The following is an 18,061-nucleotide window of genomic DNA, read 5'->3' as shown; positions in this document are numbered from 1 at the left end:
GCACGCTTCGCTTTGCCCACCCTACGTCTTTTCAGACGAAATCGCCACATACGCGCTGGCAGTCGCCCGCGCGCGGATCTCCGCGATCTTGCGCTTGAGCGCGGACTGCCGCGGATCGGGCAGCGCGGCGGCGCGAGCCTCGGTCACCGCGCCGGCGAGATCCGACAAGGCCAGCACGCCGTCGAAGGTCGGCTTGGCGAGGCCGTCGATGATCGCGTTCCAGTCCGCCATGCCCTGGCGATAGACGTCGCCATAACCCTCGATCATAGTCGCGGTCTGGATGATCGTCGGCGCCGCCTGCGGCTGCTTGGTCAGGCTGCGATCGATCATGTGCAGCCAGCGCTCGACCCAGACCCGCTCCTTGGCATAGCGTACCGAAAACAGCCGCCATCGCCGCAAGCCCGCCTCCATCTTGAGGCGACGAATGCCGTACCGGCTCGCCGTGCTGAAGCGGATGGAGACGCGCCTTTGGGCCCAGCCCAGCCAATCCAGCGCATCGATGACGTATTCGGCGAAGATGGCGGGAAGCGCGCCGATCAACTCCACGAGCCTGAATTTCCTGACGTCCACGGAGCCGGCAGAACGTCCCTGCAGTTCGGCGAGCTTGAGCTGCGCGATCCGGATCGGATCCTGATAGCTCATGCGCACCGCCATCAGCCGCGCAATCTCGCCAAGCATCACGTCGTCGACGCCTCGTTTGCCGATGAAGCGCCGCAGCCGGTCGACATAGAGCCGGGCGTAGCCCGGGCCCTGATAGTCGATGAGGAGATGGATGGCCTCGCTCGCCACCGCCATCACCGGCTCCGGCAGCCCCTCGGGCAGGAACGGCGCGGTGTCGTCATCATCCTCGCCGATGAAGTCGGCGAACAGATAACGCAGCGACGACAGGAACCCGCGGTCTGTCACTCTCCCTGCTCCGGCCTCTACGCAGGCTTCGGCTCGGCGGTGGACGCCAGATGCTGGGCCAGCCGCTTTTCCGCCGCATCCAGATTCTGGAACAGACGCGCGCTGGCGAGACGGAGGAAGTAGAAGCCGAACGCGGGGTTCTGCACGTAAAGCTCCTCGACCTTGGTGTAGCTGACGCTCAGGATCAGGCCGCTCTCGATACACTCCAGCGTTTGGGTTCGCGTGTTCGAGGGCGACAGCATGCCGAGCTCGCCGACGATGGCGCCGACCGGCAGCACGATGCCCGATTCGACCAGCTTGAACTTGCCGCTGACGATATAGAGCATGTCCTCGGCTTTCTCGTCCTTGTAGAACAGGATCTCGCCGGCCGCGCAATTGCGCTCGGTCATGAACGGCTTCAGCCATTCCATCGACAGGTCGCTGTTGACGGATTTCTTCACGTCGCGCACCAATTGCAGCATCTGATGCAGGCGGTAGGAATTGACCAGCAGCATGGCGAACTGCACCACCATCACCAGGTAGTTGTGGGCCGGGATCGCGGTTATGATCAGGATGACGTTGGCGAGAATGCCAAAGACCCGCAACGGGATCATGGTCTTCATCGTGGTGGTGGCGACCACGAAAATTGTCGCGAATAACGCGCCGGCCGTTCCTGCGTGTTGAGCCAGATGAGACGTATCCATTGGATGCCAACCAATTGCTTCAGGGACTGAATTTTTGTCGCGATTCTGCTGCGGCGCCGCCATCGTAAACGGCGCGGGGCCCTTTTGGTATACGAGGAAAAGGCGACGTTTTGTCGGGATTCTCACTATTCAGGGGTAAAATTCGCTCTCCTTCTCGGGCCGCGGCCTGAACCGGCCGGCCGTGGCGCAGCTGTCGTTGGCGGCCTCGCCGCAGGCGGGCACTTTGCGCGGCATTGGTCACGCTGCAGCCTGACCCTTATCCCGCATTATCGCACTTGCCAGGCCCCTTCTCATCCGATGTCCAAGCGGCTCGTTCTCTCGGCACTGGTTCAGTTCACCGCCAAGACGGCTGGCCGCAACATGACCAAGGCGGCCCATATCGCGGTGGCCGCCGCGTCGGTGCGATGGTGGCGCTCACGGCAGCCCCCGCCTCCGAGGCGGCGCACCAATGGGTCGATGCGGTGCTATGGGCGTGCCCGCTCAACATCCTCCGGGTGCTCAACGTCGTACAGCTCATTCCGGGTTGCGGCAGTTGCGGCACGCAAGAAAATAAGCAACCAAAACCACAATCCGTCATTGCCTGCGACAAACGGGAAGCGTTCGCACAAGGGAGCAGAGCGACAAAGCAATCCATTCTTCCCTTGCACAGCAAGATGGATTGCTTCGCGGAGCCTGTCATCTGGCGGCGCTTCGCGCCGACCCGATGGCTCGCAATGACGGTCAAAAATGGAGAGAATAATGTCCGACGTAGCCGACGCGGCGAGTGCGCCGATCCTCGAAATCAACGGCGCCCGCGCCACCATCCGCCTCAACCGGCCGCAGCACATGAACCGGCTGCAGAGCGAAGATCTCGGCGATCTCCTGAAACTGTTCGACCGGATCGAGGCTGATCCGGCGATCCGCGTCATGGTGCTGACCGGCACCGGCCGCGCCTTCAGCTCCGGTTATGATCTCAATTCGGTGGCTGACCGCGCGACCAGCGAGAACGAACAGCCGAGCGCGGGTTCGGCCTTCGAGGTCGTCGTCAACCGGCTGGAGGATCTCGGCGTGCCGACGATCTGCCGGGTCAATGGCGGCGTCTATGGCGGCTCGACCGATCTGGCGCTGGCCTGCGATTTCCGCATCGGCGTCGATACCGCCGAGATGTTCATGCCGGCGGCGCGGTTCGGGCTGCATTATTACAAGAGCGGCATCGAACGCTACGTGTCGCGGCTCGGCGTCGACAACGCAAAAATGCTGTTTCTCACCGCACAGAAAATCACCGCGCCGGAGATGCTGCGGATCGGCTACCTCACCGCCATGGTGCCGCCGGAAAGGCTGGACGAGGAAGTGGACAAGCTCGCCGCCATCCTGGCCGGCAATGCGCCGCTTGCAATGCGCGGCATGAAGCGCGCCATCAACGAATTCGCGCGCGGCAAGCTCGACGAGGACGCCGCCAACGTGCGCCACCGCGAGAGCATGCGCGGCGCCGAGATCAGGGAAGGCGTAAGAGCGCTGGCGGAAAAGCGTCCGCCGAAGTTCTGAAGAAGCTTAAGCCCGCTTCGTCCGCATCGCCCGGACCTGCTTGATCGCGGGATCGCGCGCCAGCGCCTTGTAGCGCGGGCTGTCGACGGCATAGATCGCGACGCGCCCTTCGGCATCGGCATGCACGCCCCAGCCGAAGCGCTTGCCGAGCCCCGATGCACGCAGGCACGCCTGCCCCTTAGAGAAGAATTCGTCGCGGGCGAGGTTTTTCTCCTTTTTCGTCGCCTTTGCGCCGAGCTGCCGGCCGGGCGCGGAGGTCGCGAACACCACATCATCGGAGGTGTATTTGTAGGGCGCTTCCGCAATCATCTGGTACTGAAGGCCAGCCACGGTCGGATTCCCTGCGCGCGCCGGCGGCTCTTCGCCGGTACGCGCGGGACAATCTTCCGCGACCTGGATGAAGGTGTCGAAGCAGTTGGTCGTGTGAACGGTCTTTGTCATCCAGGAATCCAGGCCTTCTTGATGCCGCGTCTTCTTGGCCTCACGCGCCGGGGGCTGCGGCGTGCTGCGCCGCCATTTCATCATCGGCCGCGCTGATCCGTTTGAACGCGGGGCGCGAGGTGATGCGCTCGGCATAGGCCTTGAATACGTCGTTTCCGGGCACGAGGCCAAACATCATCGTCCAACTGAACGCCACGCCCCAGAGAATGTCGGCGGCTGTCATGCGCTCACCGAGCAGATAAGGCCCCTTCGAAAGCTGCGCCTCCAATACGCCAAGCATGGTGTCGTAATCGGAATAGGGCGAGTGCGACACCGGCGTCGGTTCGCGCTTCATGAACCGGTCGATCAGGGCCGGCTCGAACGACGATCCATAATAGGCAATCCAGCGTAGATACGGGCCGCGTTGCGAATCGTCGAGCGCGGGCGTCAGCCCGGCCTTCGGAAACAGGTCGGCAAGATAGGTGTAGACGGCGACCTGTTCGGTCACCAGCGCCCCGCGATGGCGGATCGCCGGAACCTTGCCCAGCGGGTTGATGGCGAGATAGGCCGGCTGGCGCTGCTCGCCTGCCTTCATGTTCAGGACATGGAGATCGTAAGGCGCGCCCAGTTCCTCCAGCAGCACCCGCGTGCCCGTGGCGCGGCTCTGCGGCGAATAATAAAGCGTGATGCGGTCCTGGTTGGTCATTGGCAGTCTCCTTTTGAAGCCGACGGGCAGCAGGCCTTCTATGCCGGACCATACCTGACATCCTGTGTCAGGTATGGTTTAAGGGGCCATGCGCGCGAGCCGGCTGCTTTCGATCCTCACCACCCTGCAGGCGCGGGGACAGATCACCGCGCCTGCACTCGCCGAAGCTTGCGAGGTTTCGGTGCGCACCATCTATCGCGACATCGATGCGCTGGCGGCGGCCGGCGTCCCTGTTTATGCCGAGCGCGGCGCGGAAGGCGGCTATCGCCTGCTCGACGGCTATCGCGTGCGGCTGAACGGATTGTCGCAACCGGAGGCCGAGGCGCTGTTCATGACGGGACTGCCGGGTCCTGCGGCTGCGCTCGGCCTGGATGCTGCGATGATGGCGGCGCAGACCAAGCTGATGGCGGCGCTGCCCGAAAATCTGCGCCCGAACGCCGGGCGAATGCAGGAGCGCTTTCATCTCGATACGCCCGGCTGGTTTGGCGAGGCCGAGCAGCCGAAACATCTGCGCGCCATTGCTGCTGCGCTGTTGCGCGAAAGCTTGATCGAAATCCGCTACCAGAGCTGGCGGGCAGAGAAGCGCCGCCGCGTCGCGCCGCTCGGTCTCGTGCTGAAGGGCGGTAGCTGGTATCTCGCAGGCGATGTCGACGGCAGCGTGCGCACCTATCGCGTGGCGCGCGTTCTCGATTGCAATGTGCTGGAGAAGGGCTTCGTACGCCCCGCCGATTTCGATCTCGCCGCCTATTGGCAGGCGGCAACACTGCGGCTCGAGGCTGAGATGCATCCGAACGCCGCCACCGTGCGGCTGTCGCCGTTCGGCGTCAAACTGCTCAACGCCTTGAGCCAGCCTTACGTGCGGACGCGCACCCGCATCGAGGAGACGGCGGACGCAGACGGCTGGCGAATCGCCGTCGTGCCGATCGGGAAAACGGTATGGCATGCCGCCGCCGAACTGCTGCGTCTCGGCGCGGATGCCGAGGTGCTGGCGCCGGCGGAGCTGCGCGACAAGATGGCCGAGCTGACGCAAGAAATGGCCGCGCGCTACCGATGTCCGGATAGAGAAAATTTACGAAGATCCCGTTCCGCGAAACATTCCTGAAACACGATTCTTCGCTTCGCGCATGAACGCAAGCCGTTGCCGGCTCGACTGATGGGCAGGGACGCAACAACGGCCTCGCGCCAAAGAATTGGAGAAATTGAGTATGTTTCGCAAGATTACCCTCGGACTGATTGCCGCCGCCTCCCTCACCTTTGCTGCTGCGGCGCCCGCGTCCGCCGGGGGCTTTCATCACCATCATTGGGGCCATGGTTACGGCTGGGGTCCCGCCGTCAGCGTCGGCTTCGGCGGCGTCTATGTCGATACCGGTCTGAACGGCTGCCTGCGGCAGCGCTGGGTCGAAACCCGCCGTGGCGTGCGCCTGCGCACCGTGAACGTCTGCGCCTACTGATCCAACAGAGTTAGTCAAGAAAGATCCCGGCCGCACTGCGCGACCGGGATTTTTCCGCGTGCCTGATGCGTTGACCCCTGCCCGCGGCGGCCATATTGTGGCGCCTGCGGTGCAAGCCGCTCCCGGGCCCGCGGGAAGGGTTGAACCCACTTGCAAGCTTTCGAGCGACATCTAGAGCCTTTGTGCAGCCGGTTTTGCGGGCCGTCGGCGATGTCACGCACGGAGGTGTCTGATGGACCGATCACCCGATCGACTGAATCTCGATCATCTGAAAAAGCAAGCCAAGCAATTGATCCGTCTCTATCGAAGCCGCGACGCGGCAACGATGGTGCGGCTGCGCAGCGCACTGCCGGTAGCTTCCGGCCGTAGCGATGGGGATATTGCTTCCCTCGAACTTCGCCTGCACGACGCGCAATCATGCATCGCGCGCGAGCATGGCTTTGTGTCCTGGCCCGACCTGAAGCAATACGTCGAAGTGCAGATGGCGGCACGCGACAAGCGCGACGCCCGCGTCCTGCACTGGGCGCAGCTCCTCTATTCCGGCGATGTCAGCGGCACGGTGAACCGCGCCAACCCGCGCGTCGCGCTGCGGATCCTGGCTGACGATCCCGACCTGATCGCAGGCGATCCCTGGCTCGCCTGCGCGATCGGCGACGAAGGCGCGCTGCGGCGGGCGACGGAGGCCGATCCGGCGTGGGTTAATCGTCCCGGCGGCCCGCTGCGATTGCCGCCGCTGTTGGCGATTGCGCATTCGAGCCTCTCGCGCGTGGACGAATTTCGCCAGCGCCTGCACGCCAGCGCGCGATTGCTGATCGCTGATGGTGCCGACGTCAACCAGCACATTTTCAGCCGCTGGCCGCCGGGCTCGCTGGCCGAGCCGGACCAGAGCTGCCCGCTCTCGACGCTCTACGGCGCGGCCGGCAGCAACCATGATCCGGTGCTGACGAAGCTGCTGCTCGATGCCGGCGCCAATCCCAATGACGGTGAATCGCTTTATCACTCGCTGGAAAATCCGGCATGCACGCGCCTGCTGCTGGAGCACGGCGCACGCATTGCCGGGAGCAACGCGATCTACCGCTCGATCGACCTCGAGGACGACGCCGCGCTGAAACTGCTGCTGCAGCATGGCGGCGATGCGAACGAGCCGGCGCAAAATCCGCCGCTGACGGATTGGGGCTCGCCTTTGGCCTGGGCGATCTACCGAAGGCGGCCGCGTCACGTGATGGCGCTGCTGGAAGCCGGCGCCGACCCGGTGCGGCCGACCGCTGCCGATGTCAGTCCCTACCGGCTGGCGCTGCGGTTCGGCCTCTCCGATGCCGCGGCGCTGCTGCGCGGGCCAGCCGGCGAACCTGACATCTCCGACGAAGAGCGCTTCATCGCCGCGTGTGCGCGCGGCGATGAAGCCGAGGCGCGCGCGATTCAAGCCCGGCGGCGCGACCTGCCGGCCTCGCTGTCGCCGGCGCAATTGCGATTGCTGCCTGACATGGCCGCGGCCGGCGCCGATGACGTCGTGAAGCTGATGGTCACGCTCGGCTGGCCGATCGCGGTGCGCGGCGGCGACTGGGATGCATCTGCGCTCAACCAAGCGGTATTCCGCGGCAATGCCGGCCTGACGCGTTTTCTGCTCGAACACGGCGCTGAGTGGACCGAGCGGCATGGCTTCGGGGACAATGCTTGCGGCACGCTGTCATGGGCGTCCCTCAACGAGCCAGTCGAAGGCGGCGACTGGGCCGGCTGTGCACGCGCACTGTGCGACCATGGCATGCCCGGTGCCATTGCGATCGCCGGCGAATCCGAACACGCAATGGTCGCGCGCGTGCGAAGGCAATTCTCCGACGACGTCGCCGAGGAATTGCTGGGGCGCGAAGCTTGAAGCGCAACTCTCTCGTCATGGCCGGGCTTGTCCAGATCACGTCCGGGCATGACGAGTTTGTGGCGTCTACGACGAGTTACTCGTCCACGAATGTCACCGTATCCCCCACGCTTGCGCGCGAGGTGCGGTAGCTGTTGATCTTGTGGGAATGATCGGCAAAGCCGAAGGAAATGCCGCAGACCACCTTGCGATCATCGGCCAGCTTGAAGTGTCGCCGGATCAGCCCGGAATGCCGCGCCAGCGCGGCCTGCGGTATCGTGCCGAGGCCGAGCGCCTGCGCCGCCAGCATGAAGTTCGAGACATAGGCGCCGCAATCGACCGCGCCGTAGATGCCGAGCGGCTCGTCGGTGTGGATGATCGCGACATGCGGCGCGCCGAAGAAATTGTAGTTCTCCAGCGCCTGCTTGGCGTAGCCCATCTTGTCACCGCGCGCGATGCCGAGTGTGTTGTAGAGCTGAAAGCCGCTCTCGCGACGGCGCTCGAGATAGACGCCGAGATATTCGCGCGGCGGCCTGAAGTCGTGGTCGTCCCTGGCGCCGGAGGCCGCCTCGGCATAGATCGCCTTGCGAAACGCCTCCTTGGCCTCGCCGCTCGCGATCAGCACCTGCCAGGGCTGGCTGTTGCACCAGGACGCCGTGCGCTGCGCTACCTTCAAGATCTGCTCGATGGTCGCGCGCGGCACCTCGCGGGGCTGGAATGCGCGCACGGAGTAGCGCTCGTTCAGGAGCTCTTCGAGCACGCCGATGCGATCGGCGGTCGAATGGCGCGCCTTCGGCGCTTTTGCGTCCATGGCTACCGTCCCTTGGTCGGGATCTTGTTGAACGGCACGTCCTTGTCGACGCGGATGTCGCCCGGCAAACCAAGCACGCGCTCGGCGATGATGTTGCGCAGGATTTCATCCGTGCCGCCGGCGATGCGCATCGACGGTGAAGACAGCAGCATCTGCTGGAACTGGCCGTGAACCATTTCCTCATCCGTGCCGGTCAGCGCGCCGGCCGCGCCCTGCAGATCCATCGCGTAAGCCGCGATGTCCTGCAGCATCATGCCCGACACCAGCTTGCCGATGGAATTTTCCGGACCCGGCCGCTCGCCCTTCGACAGCGAGGAGATCGCGCGGTAGCTGGTGTATTTCAGCCCGTTCGACTTCACCGCCCAGCTCGCGAGCTTGGAGCGCACCGCGGGATCATCGATCGCGAGCCCATCCTCGAGCATGAGATTCGAGCAGAATTCGAACATCTCGGGGACGCCGGTCGCGAGCCGCGAGCCGATCGACATGCGCTCGTTCATCAGCGTGGTCAGCGACACGTTCCAGCCGTCGCCGACCGCGCCGAGACGCTGGCTGTCCGGGATCACGACATCGGTGAAATAGACCTCGTTGAATTCCTGCATGCCGTTGGCCTGCTTGATCGGCCGCACCTCGACGCCCTTGCTCTTCATGTCGAGGAAGAACATCGTCAGGCCCTTGTGCTTCGGCACGTTGGGATCGGTGCGCGTGATCAAAAGGCCGTAGTCGGAATAGTGCGCGCCCGAGGTCCAGATCTTCTGGCCGTTGACGATCCAGTTGTCGCCCTTCTTTTCCGCCCGCGTGCGCAGGCCCGCGACGTCGGAGCCGCCGGCCGGCTCGGAGAACAACTGGCACCAGATGTGCTCGCCGGACGCAAGCTTCGGCAAATAGTAGCGCTTGTGCTCCTCGCTGCCGAACGCCATCACCGTCGGCCCGCACATGCCTTCGCCGATCTGGAACGGCTGCGTCAGCTTGCCGTAGACACCCTCTTCCTGCTGCCAGATCACCTTCTCGATCGGCGTCGCGCCGCGGCCGCCATATTCCTTCGGCCAGTGCAAACACGCCCAGCCGCCTTCGGCCTTCTTCTTCTGCCAGGCCTTGCCGACATCGACGATCTCTTCCTTCTCCAGCCGGATACGGCCGAGCGAGGATTTTGACAGCTCCGCCTCATATTGCTTCGGGGCGTTGGCCTCGATCCATTTGCGGGCGGTAGCGCGGAACTCGGCTTCCTGCGGGGTGTCGTCGAAGTTCATGGCGGCTTCCTTTTTTCTTGTCATTCCGGGGCGCGCCTTGGCGCGAACCCGGAATGACGATAACTACGCCCTTCCCTTGGTCGGGATCTGGTTGAACGGCACGTCCTTGTCGACCCTGATATCGCCGGGCAAACCGAGCACGCGCTCGGCGATGATGTTGCGCATGATCTCGTCGGTGCCGCCCTCGACGCGGGTGCCGGGCGCGCGCAGCAGCATCGCCTGGAATTTGCCGGCAACTTCGGCGTCCTCCGGCCCGCTCAACACGCCGGCGGCGCCCTGCAGGTCCAGCGCGTACATCGCGACTTCCTGCACCATCGATCCCGCCACCAGTTTGCCGATGGAATTTTCCGGCCCCGGCCGCTCGCCCTTCGATAGCGCCGAGATCGCGCGCATGCTGGTGTATCGCAGCCCACTCGCCTTCACGGCATAGTTCGCCAGCCTGGAACGGACGCTGCGGTCTTCGATCGCCGGCCCATCCTCCAGCATCAGGCTGTTGCAGAAATCGAACAGTTCGGGAAAACCGGTCGCGACGCCGGCGCCGATCGACATGCGCTCGTTCATCAGCGTCGTCAGCGAAACGTTCCAGCCGTCATTGACGGCGCCGAGCCGCTGCGAATCCGGAATCTTCACGTCGGTAAAGTAGACCTCGTTGAAGTCGGACTGGCCGCTCGCCTGCTTGATCGGCCGCACCTCGACGCCGGGGCTCTTCATGTCCAGGAAGAACATGGTGAGCCCCTTGTGCTTCGGCACGGTCGGATCGGTTCGCGTGAGCAAAATGCCGTAGTCCGAATAATGCGCGCCCGAGGTCCAGATCTTCTGGCCGTTGATGATCCAGTCGTCGCCCTTCTTCTCGGCGCGGGTACGGAGCCCTGCGACGTCGGAGCCGCCGGCGGGTTCGGAGAATAGTTGACACCAGACCTTTTCACCTGACGCCAGCGGCGGCAGATATTTGCGCTTCTGCTCTTCGCCGGCGAACGCCATCATGGTCGGCCCGCACATGCCATGGCCGATGATGAACATGCCGGAAAGCTTGCCGAACGGCCCCTCTTCCTGCTGCCAGATCACGCGCTCGATCGGTGAAGCGCCGCGGCCGCCATATTCCTTCGGCCAGTGCAGGCAGGCCCAGCCGGCATCGGCCTTCTTCTTCTGCCAGGCCTTTGCGACCTCCAGAATATTGGCGCCCTTGAGGACGGTTCGGCCGAGAGAGGATTTGCGAAGTTCTTCCTCATATTGCTTCGGCGCGTTGGCTTGTATCCACGCCTTGGCCTCGGCGCGGAATGCGGCTTCCTGCGGGGTGTCGTCGAAGTTCATGTTCTATCCTCTCGTCCGTCATTCCGGACGAGCCGCGAAGCGGGTCGATCCGGAATCTCGAGATTCCGGGTTCGATGCTTCGCATCGCCCCGGAATGACTCATCAAGCCGCGTTCTTCTTGCGCATGCGGTCGATCAACTGATCTTCCCAGTACGACAGGCTGCCGAGCGTCAGCGCTGTGGCGTTAGCACGGCGATAGTACATGTGGCAGTCGAACTCCCAGGTGAAACCCATGCCGCCGTGCACCTGGATGTTGTTCTTGGAGCAGTGCTGGAACGCCTGCGTCGCGCTGATGCGCGCGGCCGCTGCGGCCTCCGGCAATTCGGAAGCGTTGGTCGAGAGCGCCCAGGCGCCGTAATAGCAGTTCGAGCGCGCCAGCGTCGCCGAGACATACATATCGGCGAGGATGTGTTTCACCGCCTGGAACGAGCCGATCGGCCGGCCGAAGGCGATACGATCGAGCGCATAGTCGCGGCCCATTTCCAGCGCACGGTCGGAGCCGCCGACCTGCTCGAACGCGAGCAGCACGGCAGCGCGGTCCAGCACTTGCGTGAGGATACTCCAGCCTTCGCCGGCCGCACCGAGCGGTTCGGCCTTGGCGTTCTTGAAGGCGAGCTCGGCCTGCCCCCTTGTCGGATCGACATTGGTCAGCGACTTCACCTCCACGCCGCCGGCCTTGAGGTCGACCAGGAACAGCGAGATGTCGGAATCGCGCCCCGAGGAGCCGGTGCGCGCGGCGACGACGGCGAAATCGGCAATCGCGCCGTCCGGCACCGGCTTCTTCACGCCTGACAGCGTACCGCCGGAAGCCTGCAGCTTGATCGCCTTGGACGACGGATTGCCCTTGCCCTCGAACAGCGCCAGCGTACCGATCGCCTCGCCCGAGGCAATCTTCGGCAGCCATTTCCGCTTCTGCGCGTCAGAACCGGCCAGCAGCAACGCTTCGGCGGCGAGGTAGACGGTGGAGGAGAACGGCACCGGCGCGTTGGCGCGGCCCATTTCTTCGGCGATCACGCAGAGCTCGAGATGGCCGGCGCCCGCGCCGCCGAATTCTTCGGGGATCGCAACGCCGAGGAAGCCCATCTCGGCGAGCCCCTGCCACAGCTTCTTGTCATAGGCGGCCTTGCCGTCGAGCACCTCGCGAACGGCTTTCGGCGGGCACTGTTCGGCGAGGAACTTCCTCGCCGCGTCGCGCATCTGTTTCTGGTCGTCGGAGAAATCGAAGTTCATGGCGGCTTACCTTCTTGGCTTGCTGTTATTTGTTTGCCGTCATTCCGGGGCGATGCGGAGCATCGAACCCGGAATCTCGAGATTCCCCGATGCGCAATTGCGCATCTGAGGTCTGGTCCTTCGGACCATCCCGGAATGACGGATGGAGAGAGCGTCGTTTTCATTGCAGCACAATCACATCTTCGCCGGGCTTGTCGGCGTAAAGCTTCTCCACCAGCGCGGCGCGGCGTTCGAGGCCGGCGCGCTGGTTGATGTAGCCCTTGTCGGTGAGTTCGTTGCCGTCGATCGAGGGCGGCTCGGCCATCAGCATGGCGCGCGCGATCCGCATGCTGCTGCCGGTAGTAGAGGCGTTGTGCGCTTCCAGCCCGCGCTTGAGGCAGGCGATCACCTCGGGATGCTTGATCACCTCTTCAAACGCCGCATCGGGATTACCAACGATTTGCCGGCAGGCATGCAGATTGGGCCAGGCGAGCAGTCCGATAAATTCGCGATCCTGTCCTGCGACCAGCGCGTCGTGCACGACGGGTGTCGCAGCCGCGATCGCATCCGTGCGCAGCGAGCCGACGTGCACAAAAGTGCCTGTGGTCAGCTTGAAGTCCTCGACGACGCGGCCGGCGAAGATGATGCCCTGCAGCGGATCGCTGTCATCGACGAACACGCCGGCATCGCCGATGCAGTAAAAGCCTTCCTCGTCGAACATCTTCTTCGTCAGATCAGGCTGGCCGAAATAGCCAGGCGTGACGTTGATGCCGCGCAGGCGGAGCTCGTATTTCGAGCCGCACGGCACCAGCTTCAGTTCGACGCCGGGGAACGGCAGGCCGATCAGGCCGACGCGCTCGGTGTCCCAATAGGTGCCGGTCGAGGTCGGCGCGGTCTCGGTCGAGCCCCAGCCCGTATAGAACACGATGCGCTCGCCGGTGGCCTTCACCGCCAGCGCCTGCATGCGATCGTAGAGATCGTCAGGCAGCCGCGCGCCGCCATAGCCCATGATGGAGAGGTTTTTGAAGAAGCTGCGGCACAGCGCGTCGTCCTGCTCCATCGCCGCCGCCAGCGCCGCGTAGCCTGCGGGCACGTTGGCATAATAGGTCGGCGAAACCTCGCGGAGATTGCGGAGGGTCTCCTCGAGTTGGCCCGGCATCGGCCGACCGTCGTCGATATAGAGCGTGCCGCCATCGACCAGGATCGGATGGAACGCAGCGTTGCCGCCCATGGTGTGATTCCACGGCATCCAGTCCAGCACGATCGAGGTCGGCCCGTTGGGATCGCGCGGGCGGACCTGCATCATCATCGCCGCATTGGCGCACATCATTTCCTGCGTGTTGATGACGGCCTTGGGCATGCCGGTCGAGCCCGAGGTGAACAGCAGCTTGCCGATCGTCTGCGGTGTGATCTTCGCGATCGATTCCTCGACTGCGTTCGTTACCGGCGTGGCGGCGAGATCGGTAAACGACAGGCTCTTGATACCCTCGCACGGCCGCAACACGTGCACGACGGTGACGCCGGTGAGATCGAGCGCCTTCAAGGCCTTCTCGAAGGTCGGCCCGTCCTGCACCATCACCACCGCAGGCTTGATCAGGTTGAAGAGATATTTGAGCTTGAGATGATCCTGGCTCATCAGCGAATAGGCCGGCGACACTGGCGCTGCGGGAGCGCGCGCCTGCATTGCGGCCTGCGTCATCAGCGCGTGTTCGATGGAGTTGCCGGAGAGGATTGCGACGGGACGGCCCTCGCCGAGGCCGAGATTGAGCAAGCCCTGCGTCAGACCGTCGACGATGCGCTTGGCTTCGCCGTAGGAAACTTTCCGCCATTGCCGGTCGGCGCCGCCACGCTGCGCCAGCCAGATACGCTCGGGCGCCTCGCTCGCCCATTTCGCGAGCGACGCCGGAATGTGCTTCTCGTAAGGCTGCAGCGGAATGCGCGACTTCAGGATGACGACGCCATCAGGACGACGCTCGACCGCGATGTCGCGCGGCAGCCACTCGATCTTGCGGAAGGCCGGCTTTGTCAGCACCTTCGCTGCACTCCCACCCATATTGCGTCTCCCGGAATTCGGTCCTTTGCGGATCTTGTCGTCATCGCCTGATATAGACAGGCTTTCGTTTCTCAAGGAAGGCCCTGATGCCTTCGCTGAATTCTTCGGAACGGCTGCACAACACCTGATTGCGGTCTTCCATCGCGATCACGGCTTCGATCGAGCCGGCATCAACGCTCATGTTGAGGCATTCCTTGGAGAGCCTTAAGCCCACCGGCGAGGCCGTTATCATCGCATCGACGTAAGGCTCGGCCGCGGCATCGAGCCCGCCTTCCTCAACCACTTCAGAAACGAGACCGACCGCGAGCGCGCGCTCGGCGCCGATGAAGCGGCCGGTGAGAATCAATTCGGACGCGATCGACACGCCGACGAGGCGCGGCAGGAAGTAGGAGGTGCCGATGTCGCAGCCGCCGAGACCGAGCTTGATGAAGGCGCAGTTCATCCGCGCCGATCGGGTGGCGATGCGGATGTCGGCGGCAAGCGCCAGCGCAAAACCGCCGCCGGCGGCCGCACCCTGGATCAGCGCGATGATCGGCTGCGGGCAACGCCGCATCAGCATCACGATGTCGGCGATGCGCCGCTGCGAGTCCAATGACTCGGTGACGCCGGGCGGCTCCTGCTGGCCGGCGCGGCGTTTCATCGCGTGCTTCAGATCGAGCCCGGCGCAGAACGAGGCGCCGGCGCCCTTCAGCACCACGACGCGGGTGGAACGGTTGCGTTGCAGGCCTTCGAAATAGGTGTTCAATGCGTCGATCAACGAAGGATCGAGCGCGTTGAGGCTGTCCGGGCGATTGAGGGTGACCCAATCGGCCCCGTCATGATGTGCGATCAGCAGCGGTTGAGTCACGAGGCGCTCCCTGCATCCGCGAGTTGCGGCGCTCATTGCTGCCCTCTCCCCTTGTGGGAGAGGGCTACGCCGGTATTAGCCGTGCATTCGATTGGGTGAGGGGTTGGCTCCGCGATAGATCTTTCTTCGTGGATAGAACCCCTCATCCGGCAGCTTCGCTGCCACCTTCTCCCACAAGGGGAGAAGGGAAGAACGCCCTACCGCGGCGCCATGCGGATGGCGCCGTCGAGGCGGATGGTCTCGCCGTTGAGCATCGGGTTCTCGACGATGTGAACCGCGAGGTTGCCGTATTCCGAGGCGTCGCCGAGGCGGGCCGGATGCGGCACCTGGGCGCCGAGGCTCTTGCGGGCCTCTTCGTTCAGGCCCATCAGCAGCGGCGTCAGGAACAGGCCGGGCGCGATGGTGTTGACGCGGATCTTGAGGCTGGCGAGGTCGCGCGCAGCCGGCAGCGTCAGGCCGACGACGCCGCCCTTCGATGCCGAATAGGCGATCTGGCCGATCTGGCCTTCATAGGCGGCGACGGATGCGGTGTTGATGGCGACGCCGCGCTCCTCGCCGATCGGCGGCGCGGTCGCGAGGCGCTCGGCGAACAGGCGTAGCACGTTGAAGGTGCCAATTAGATTGACGTTGATGATGCGGACGAACTTTGCCAGCGGATAGACGCCGTCCTTGCCGACGACGCGCTGCGAGCCGCCGATGCCGGCGCAATTCATCAAGACGCGCGCGATGCCGTGCGCGGCTTCGGCCTTGGCAATCGCCGCCTTGATCGCTTCCTCATCGGTGACGTCGGCGTGGAGAGCTATGCCCTTCACCTCGACAGCAACCTTCTCGGCGTTTTCCTTGTTCTGGTCGATGACGCCGATTTTCGCGCCCTTGGCGGCCATGGCGCGGGCGGTCGCGGCGCCGAGGCCCGAGCCACCGCCGGTGATGAGAACGGCTACGTCTTGCAACTGCATGGTAACTACCTTTCCTTGGTGCGTTTCTTCTCTGGATTTGCAGGCTACTGAAGTGTCGCTTTCGTCATCCGGCGGCGGCACCCTTTTCCTTCCCGTTCAGCATGCCGCCGAAGATCAGCGCTTCCATGTGCTTGATGTAGTCGCGGCAGACTTCGTCGGTGACGGGACCCACCCCGGTCGCGCGCGACATCGCGTGGCGGCCGAAGAACAGGTGATCGCAGGCGCCGATCAGGCTGGTGTAGAACAGCACCGGATCGATATCGCGGAACTCGCCGGCCTTGACGCCCTCGGCGAGCAGGCGGCGGTGGAAGTTCAGCAAGGGCGCGACGAAGAATTGCGAGACTTCGTCGGCGGCTTCCGCGCTGCTCTCGTGCAGGAGATAGTGGATCAGCCGGTTCATATAGGGGAACTGGTGATAGGCGCGGATGATGCCGCCGATATGCAGGCGCAGTTTCGCGGTCGGCGTGATCGGCTGGCTGATGAGGTATTCGAGCTGCGACATCTCGGTCGCGGCATCGCGCGCCAGGAGCGCCAGCAACAGGCCGTCCTTGTTGCCGAAATGATATTTCACCAGCGCGGCGTTGACGCCCGACTTCTGCGCGATGTCGGACAGGGAGACCTCGATCGAGGCGCGCTCGATCATCAGTTCGCTCGCGGCGACAAGCAGCTTCTCGGCGGTGGTATTTTTGCCGTTCGCAAGCCTGGTCGGTACGCTGGTATTCAACGGCGATCTCATCACGGCTGAGGGCGGGAAATCTGACCGCACATAAGCGCATGCCGCGGCTGCACTCAAGAGTTAATTGATTGATTGACTAAATCCCGACACACCCCTTTAATCCGCCCCATCTTCGAAAACTCACCAACAACGATCAGGGAGAACAGGAATGGCCGAGGCCTATATCGTCGCCGCTGCGCGCACCGCGGGCGGCCGCAAGGGGGGACGTCTCGCGGGCTGGCACCCGGCCGATCTCGCCGCTTCCGTGCTGAATTCGCTGGTCGATCGCTCCGGCGTCGATCCCGCCCAGATCGAAGACGTCATCATGGGCTGCGTGATGCAGGCCGGAGAACAGTCCAACAACATTGCCCGCAACGCGGTGATGGCCTCGAAACTTCCTGAGAGCGTGCCCGCGACCTCGGTCGACCGCCAGTGCGGTTCCTCGCAGCAGGCGCTGCACTTTGCGGCGCAGGCGGTGATGGCAGGCAGCATGGACATCGTGATTGCGGCGGGCGTGGAATCGATGACGCGCGTACCGATGGGTCTCGCCTCGTCGCTGCCCGCCAAGAACGGCTTTGGCCACTACAAGAGCCCGGGCATCGAACAAAAGTATCCGAACATCGTGTTCAGCCAGTTCACCGGCGCGGAGATGATGGCGGAGAAGTACGGCCTCTCCAAGGACCAGCTCGACGAATATTCCTACAACAGCCATCAGCGCGCGATCGCGGCGACGCAAGGCGGCAAGTTCAAGGACGAGATCGTTCCGCTGCAGATCACCCGCGCCGACAATTCGACCGACACCCACCATATCGACGAAGGCATCCGCTTCGACGCCAGCCTTGATGGCATCAAGGGCGTCAAGCTGATCGCGGAAAACGGCAAACACACCGCCGCCAGCGCCAGCCAGATCTGCGACGGCGCCTCCGGCGTGATGGTCGTCAACGAGAAGGGCCTGAAGTCGCTCGGCGTCAAGCCGCTGGCGCGCATCCATCACATGACCATGATGGGCGGCGATCCCGTGATCATGCTGGACGCGCCACTGCATGCCACCAAGCGCGCGCTGGAAAAGGCCGGCATGTCGATCAACGACATCGACCTGTTCGAGGTCAACGAAGCCTTTGCCGCGGTGCCGGTGGCATGGCTGAAGACGACCGGCGCCGACCCTTCAAGGCTCAATGTCAATGGCGGCGCGATCGCGCTCGGCCATCCGCTCGGCGGCTCCGGCACCAAGCTGATGACCACGCTAGTGAATGCCCTGAAGCAGAACAACAAGCGTTACGGCCTGCAGACCATGTGCGAAGGCGGCGGCATGGCCAACGTTACGATCGTCGAGCGACTCTAAGAACAACAAAGGCGATCGGCGACTGGCG

General features: G+C 64.0%; 17 protein-coding genes. 5 read left to right on the top strand and 12 right to left on the bottom strand.

The window, feature by feature from the left end; translation table 11 throughout:
• Positions 1–21: 21 nt before the first annotated feature.
• The gene (locus tag LMTR21_RS03415; protein WP_065751353.1) at positions 22–906 is read right to left on the bottom strand and encodes a DUF6537 domain-containing protein; all 885 of its coding nucleotides are present in this window, start codon (positions 904–906) and stop codon (positions 22–24) included.
• A 17-nt stretch (positions 907–923) separates the two neighbouring features.
• Entirely contained in the window at positions 924–1,589 is a 666-nt protein-coding gene (locus LMTR21_RS03410; protein ID WP_065751354.1) for a Crp/Fnr family transcriptional regulator, read from the bottom strand.
• 738 nt (positions 1,590–2,327) lie between these two features.
• Here LMTR21_RS03410 and LMTR21_RS03405 point away from each other — a divergent pair.
• Positions 2,328–3,113 (top strand): enoyl-CoA hydratase/isomerase family protein, encoded by a 786-nt coding sequence (locus LMTR21_RS03405; RefSeq protein WP_065751355.1) that lies wholly within the window; start codon positions 2,328–2,330, stop codon positions 3,111–3,113.
• A 6-nt stretch (positions 3,114–3,119) separates the two neighbouring features.
• Here LMTR21_RS03405 and LMTR21_RS03400 read toward each other — a convergent pair whose 3' ends face one another.
• Positions 3,120–3,554, bottom strand: a complete 435-nt coding sequence (locus LMTR21_RS03400) for a DUF6157 family protein (RefSeq protein WP_065751432.1) — start codon at positions 3,552–3,554, stop codon at positions 3,120–3,122.
• A 40-nt stretch (positions 3,555–3,594) separates the two neighbouring features.
• Positions 3,595–4,239, bottom strand: coding sequence for a glutathione S-transferase family protein (locus tag LMTR21_RS03395; RefSeq protein ID WP_065751356.1), 645 nt, complete (start codon positions 4,237–4,239; stop codon positions 3,595–3,597).
• Between the two features lie 88 nt (positions 4,240–4,327).
• Here LMTR21_RS03395 and LMTR21_RS03390 point away from each other — a divergent pair, with 88 nt between their 5' ends.
• The 3 genes from LMTR21_RS03390 to LMTR21_RS03380 all read left to right on the top strand — a co-directional run bounded on the left by LMTR21_RS03390 (position 4,328) and on the right by LMTR21_RS03380 (position 7,563).
• Positions 4,328–5,341 (top strand): helix-turn-helix transcriptional regulator, encoded by a 1,014-nt coding sequence (locus LMTR21_RS03390; RefSeq protein ID WP_148635929.1) that lies wholly within the window; start codon positions 4,328–4,330, stop codon positions 5,339–5,341.
• 103 nt (positions 5,342–5,444) lie between these two features.
• Positions 5,445–5,690: a hypothetical protein gene (locus LMTR21_RS03385; protein WP_065751358.1), complete on the top strand. Its 246-nt coding sequence runs from the start codon at positions 5,445–5,447 to the stop codon at positions 5,688–5,690.
• Between the two features lie 232 nt (positions 5,691–5,922).
• Entirely contained in the window at positions 5,923–7,563 is a 1,641-nt protein-coding gene (locus LMTR21_RS03380) for an ankyrin repeat domain-containing protein (RefSeq protein WP_065751359.1), read from the top strand.
• Between the two features lie 76 nt (positions 7,564–7,639).
• Here LMTR21_RS03380 and LMTR21_RS03375 read toward each other — a convergent pair whose 3' ends face one another.
• From LMTR21_RS03375 to LMTR21_RS03335, 8 genes are all read right to left on the bottom strand, one after another.
• Positions 7,640–8,353: a nitroreductase gene (locus LMTR21_RS03375; protein WP_065751360.1), complete on the bottom strand. Its 714-nt coding sequence runs from the start codon at positions 8,351–8,353 to the stop codon at positions 7,640–7,642.
• Between the two features lie 2 nt (positions 8,354–8,355).
• A complete protein-coding gene (locus LMTR21_RS03370; protein ID WP_065751361.1) occupies positions 8,356–9,600 on the bottom strand; it encodes an acyl-CoA dehydrogenase in 1,245 nt (414 codons plus the stop codon).
• A 63-nt stretch (positions 9,601–9,663) separates the two neighbouring features.
• Positions 9,664–10,911 carry an acyl-CoA dehydrogenase gene (locus LMTR21_RS03365; protein WP_065751362.1) on the bottom strand — a complete coding sequence of 416 codons (1,248 nt, stop codon included), beginning with the start codon at positions 10,909–10,911 and terminating at the stop codon, positions 9,664–9,666.
• A 102-nt stretch (positions 10,912–11,013) separates the two neighbouring features.
• On the bottom strand, positions 11,014–12,141 hold the full coding sequence (locus tag LMTR21_RS03360; protein ID WP_065751363.1) for an acyl-CoA dehydrogenase family protein: 1,128 nt from the start codon (positions 12,139–12,141) through the stop codon (positions 11,014–11,016).
• 160 nt (positions 12,142–12,301) lie between these two features.
• The gene (locus LMTR21_RS03350; RefSeq protein ID WP_065751364.1) at positions 12,302–14,173 is read right to left on the bottom strand and encodes an AMP-binding protein; all 1,872 of its coding nucleotides are present in this window, start codon (positions 14,171–14,173) and stop codon (positions 12,302–12,304) included.
• A gap of 40 nt (positions 14,174–14,213) precedes the next feature.
• Complete coding sequence (locus tag LMTR21_RS03345) at positions 14,214–15,020, bottom strand: enoyl-CoA hydratase/isomerase family protein (RefSeq protein ID WP_065751365.1); 807 nt, start codon at positions 15,018–15,020, stop codon at positions 14,214–14,216.
• Positions 15,021–15,217: 197 nt separating this feature from the next.
• The gene (locus LMTR21_RS03340) at positions 15,218–15,976 is read right to left on the bottom strand and encodes an SDR family NAD(P)-dependent oxidoreductase (RefSeq protein WP_065751366.1); all 759 of its coding nucleotides are present in this window, start codon (positions 15,974–15,976) and stop codon (positions 15,218–15,220) included.
• Between the two features lie 64 nt (positions 15,977–16,040).
• A complete protein-coding gene (locus LMTR21_RS03335; protein ID WP_065751367.1) occupies positions 16,041–16,712 on the bottom strand; it encodes a TetR family transcriptional regulator in 672 nt (223 codons plus the stop codon).
• 148 nt (positions 16,713–16,860) lie between these two features.
• Between LMTR21_RS03335 and LMTR21_RS03330 the strand changes: the two genes are divergently transcribed.
• Positions 16,861–18,033 (top strand): acetyl-CoA C-acetyltransferase, encoded by a 1,173-nt coding sequence (locus tag LMTR21_RS03330; protein WP_065751368.1) that lies wholly within the window; start codon positions 16,861–16,863, stop codon positions 18,031–18,033.
• The last annotated feature ends 28 nt before the right edge of the window (positions 18,034–18,061 follow it).

This window comes from Bradyrhizobium paxllaeri, from assembly GCF_001693515.2.
GTDB lineage: Bacteria > Pseudomonadota > Alphaproteobacteria > Rhizobiales > Xanthobacteraceae > Bradyrhizobium > Bradyrhizobium paxllaeri.
Note: the sequence above shows the minus strand (reverse complement) of the source record. Positions and strands in the feature narration are given on the sequence as shown.

What these genes read in the sequence shown, in the direction of transcription:
- LMTR21_RS03405 (WP_065751355.1), top strand. Translation starts at nt 2,328, where the DNA reads ATGTCCGACGTAGCCGACGCGGCGAGTGCGCCGATCCTCGAAATCAAC.
- LMTR21_RS03370 (WP_065751361.1), bottom strand. Translation starts at nt 9,600, where the DNA reads ATGAACTTCGACGACACCCCGCAGGAAGCCGAGTTCCGCGCTACCGCC.
- LMTR21_RS03395 (WP_065751356.1), bottom strand. Translation starts at nt 4,239, where the DNA reads ATGACCAACCAGGACCGCATCACGCTTTATTATTCGCCGCAGAGCCGC.
- LMTR21_RS03400 (WP_065751432.1), bottom strand. Translation starts at nt 3,554, where the DNA reads ATGACAAAGACCGTTCACACGACCAACTGCTTCGACACCTTCATCCAG.
- LMTR21_RS03390 (WP_148635929.1), top strand. Translation starts at nt 4,328, where the DNA reads ATGCGCGCGAGCCGGCTGCTTTCGATCCTCACCACCCTGCAGGCGCGG.
- LMTR21_RS03385 (WP_065751358.1), top strand. Translation starts at nt 5,445, where the DNA reads ATGTTTCGCAAGATTACCCTCGGACTGATTGCCGCCGCCTCCCTCACC.
- LMTR21_RS03340 (WP_065751366.1), bottom strand. Translation starts at nt 15,976, where the DNA reads ATGCAGTTGCAAGACGTAGCCGTTCTCATCACCGGCGGTGGCTCGGGC.
- LMTR21_RS03335 (WP_065751367.1), bottom strand. Translation starts at nt 16,712, where the DNA reads ATGAGATCGCCGTTGAATACCAGCGTACCGACCAGGCTTGCGAACGGC.
- LMTR21_RS03375 (WP_065751360.1), bottom strand. Translation starts at nt 8,353, where the DNA reads ATGGACGCAAAAGCGCCGAAGGCGCGCCATTCGACCGCCGATCGCATC.
- LMTR21_RS03330 (WP_065751368.1), top strand. Translation starts at nt 16,861, where the DNA reads ATGGCCGAGGCCTATATCGTCGCCGCTGCGCGCACCGCGGGCGGCCGC.
- LMTR21_RS03365 (WP_065751362.1), bottom strand. Translation starts at nt 10,911, where the DNA reads ATGAACTTCGACGACACCCCGCAGGAAGCCGCATTCCGCGCCGAGGCC.
- LMTR21_RS03410 (WP_065751354.1), bottom strand. Translation starts at nt 1,589, where the DNA reads ATGGATACGTCTCATCTGGCTCAACACGCAGGAACGGCCGGCGCGTTA.
- LMTR21_RS03350 (WP_065751364.1), bottom strand. Translation starts at nt 14,173, where the DNA reads ATGGGTGGGAGTGCAGCGAAGGTGCTGACAAAGCCGGCCTTCCGCAAG.
- LMTR21_RS03380 (WP_065751359.1), top strand. Translation starts at nt 5,923, where the DNA reads ATGGACCGATCACCCGATCGACTGAATCTCGATCATCTGAAAAAGCAA.
- LMTR21_RS03360 (WP_065751363.1), bottom strand. Translation starts at nt 12,141, where the DNA reads ATGAACTTCGATTTCTCCGACGACCAGAAACAGATGCGCGACGCGGCG.